This window comes from Caloramator sp. CAR-1, assembly GCF_030546345.1.
GTDB classification, from domain to species: domain Bacteria; phylum Bacillota; class Clostridia; order Clostridiales; family Caloramatoraceae; genus Caloramator; species Caloramator australicus.
Map to the genome: position 1 here is coordinate 1 of NZ_JAUONW010000061.1, position 2651 is coordinate 2651.

The 2651-nt window shown below is 32.4% G+C and carries 2 protein-coding genes; both read right to left on the reverse strand.

Features of this window, described 5'->3' with window-relative positions:
- Positions 1-196 precede the first annotated feature (196 nt).
- Positions 197-946, reverse strand: a complete 750-nt coding sequence (istB, locus tag Q3V94_RS13625; RefSeq protein WP_303525863.1) for an IS21-like element helper ATPase IstB — start codon at positions 944-946, stop codon at positions 197-199.
- Positions 934-2499 carry an IS21 family transposase gene (gene istA / locus Q3V94_RS13630; protein WP_303528539.1) on the reverse strand — a complete coding sequence of 522 codons (1566 nt, stop codon included), beginning with the start codon at positions 2497-2499 and terminating at the stop codon, positions 934-936. The genes istB and istA overlap by 13 nt, the downstream gene beginning before the upstream one ends.
- Positions 2500-2651 lie beyond the last annotated feature (152 nt).

Sequence of the window (2651 nt, forward strand, 5' to 3'; positions counted from 1 at the left end):
ATAAGTGTGGAAAACTTGAAACTATAATCGTCTCAAAACACAAAAGAAATATATAAGGTATAGAAGAAAAAATAATTTCACTTTATGAAAAAGATGTTCCAACAAGAGATTGTAATCGGCAAGTACTTTTGGAGAAATTTCGGAAATTTTTTATCCCGAAATTTTTCCATCTAATCATTATATCTAATCATTAAATCTAATCATTAAATAGCGACTTCCTGTTTTCCAACCTGTAGCTTTTGCCTGTCATATTAAAAATCTCACATCGGTAGGTTAGCCTGTCCAATATAGCTGTGGTTAATGCTACATCCTGCAAAAGCTCACTCCACTCTTCAAACCCTTTATTAGATGTGATAATTATTGACGTTTGTTCATGTAGATTTGATATTAATTGAAAAAACATATTTGCTTCTTCATGTGAAATCGGTAAATATCCAATTTCATCAATTATGACAAGGTCTGAAGAGTATATCCTATTTATTTTACTTTTGCTTTTCCTTGATATATCCTGTGTTTTTAAATGATACATTAGCCTGTCCATCGTTGTGAAACTTACCTTGTATCCCATTTCAACAGCTTTGTATCCAAGTGCTATTGCAAGATGCGTTTTACCTACTCCAGGTGGCCCTAAAAATATTAGGTTATATATATTATCTATCCAGTCCATCTCTAAAAGCCTGTTTATCTGCTTTTTAGTTATTGATCTTTGAAACTCTGTGTCAAAGCTTTCTATTGTTTTTATCACAGGAAATCCAGCCTGTTTTAGCCTTCTTTCCTGTGCCTTTCTATTTCTTTGCTCTATCTCACCCTTTAATAGCTCTATTATCAAATCATGGTATGATAAATCTTTATTATCTGCATCATCAATAATCTTCTGGACGTTATCCCGTATATACCCAAGCTTAAGATTCCTCGCATAATCTTTGATTATCTTTATCTTATCCATTGCCCTATCCCTCCAATTATCTTACAATATTCTTCAATGCTTCTTATGTCAGGTTTTACATTCTTGTATTTTTCAGGGATAGGATTTGTTTTCTGTTTTTCTGTGCCTATTTTTTCTTTTTCTTTAAGATTGAAATATTCAACCGCTTCTTTAAAAAGCGTAGCTGAATACATCCTTCTTTCCAAGCAATACATTAAAGCTTTATTAATTACATCAGCATCAATGCCTTCTACTGCTTTTTTTAAAAGACTTAATTGATCCCTAAAATATCTTGCTTTTTCTTTTCTGATTTCATCTAACAGGATTTTAGCTTCTTCTGAAAAGCCAAGCAATCTAAAAACATCATCATAAAGCTTATCAAGTTCAGTATTTCTATCTCTTTCAGGATGCGAAAGTTTTATCAACTTCCCCCTTTCATTGGATATCCTATGCTTAACTATTAAATTATTTTTTTCAATATCCAAAACTTTGATAAATTCACCTTCGATAACAACATTAACCTTTTTACCAGGTTCATAAGTTCCTTTGGGTAATTGATACCTATTTTGCTTATACAATAGGGTATTGTCTTTTCTAACGACATAGGTTAAAATGTTCTTAGGTGAATTTTGTTTTGGGGATACCGGAATTAAGTGTTGTTTTTCGAGTGCAAACACTTCTTTCGGTATTCTTTTTATTGTCCCATGAACGTTTGCATTGCCTGTTCTATCGAGCCATTCTAAGCAGGATTTATTAAATGAATCTATATCTTCAAAAATTCTATGTTTTGCAAAATTATTCTTAACATATTTCACTACCGCTTCTATTTTCCCCTTACTTTCTGGGTCATATGGTCTACATAATCTAATTTTAAATTTCATAAAGTCCACATATTTTTGAAATTCTTCAGTATATATTACATCACCAAAGTTTTCATCAACTGCAAGAAGCCTATCTTGATCATAAACAATCTCTTTAGTGCTTCCACCAAAGAATTCAAATGCTTTATCGTGTGCTTCGATAAAATCAACAGTAGTAAAAGGCTTGGCCTGCCAGTAGGCAAACTTCATTCTTGAATGTGATAGAACCATGGCAAAGCAATACAGCTTTATTCTTGAGCCATCTATAGTATCAACCCAAATCTGACCAAAATCCACCTGTGATTGGAATCCCATTTCTAATTCTTCTACTGCTTCATATTGTCTTTTGTGTCCCTGCTTTGGTATTTTGTATTCACTTCTCAAGGAACTTATATATGCCCTTACTGATCTTTCAGAACACGGAACATTGCCATATCTTTCTTTAATCCAGTCAGTTATCTGAGCCGATGATAAATCAGGATAAGTGCTAAGCCATTGAAGTATCTGATCCTTGTAGATATCAAGCTTTTTCTTTTTTCTCTTTCTGTTTAAATCTGAAAATTCATCAGGTGTCATGTTGAAGTATTTACTAACCGTTTTGTAATCCACCCCCAGATATCTTGCAATTTGAGACTTTTTCAAGCCATTTCCCTTTAGGTTTTTGATTTCAGAAAACAATCTCCATCCCTTCTTTTTACCATTTATGATTCCCACAATATCTCCCCCTGTTATCTTAAACTAATTAAATTTTAACAGGAGAAGATAGTTGCTGTATATATTACTGGTAAATTTTCGGGATTTTTAACTTCCGAAATCTCTCCATTTTATTTTACCACTTACAGAGATATACATGAACAAATAAAAGA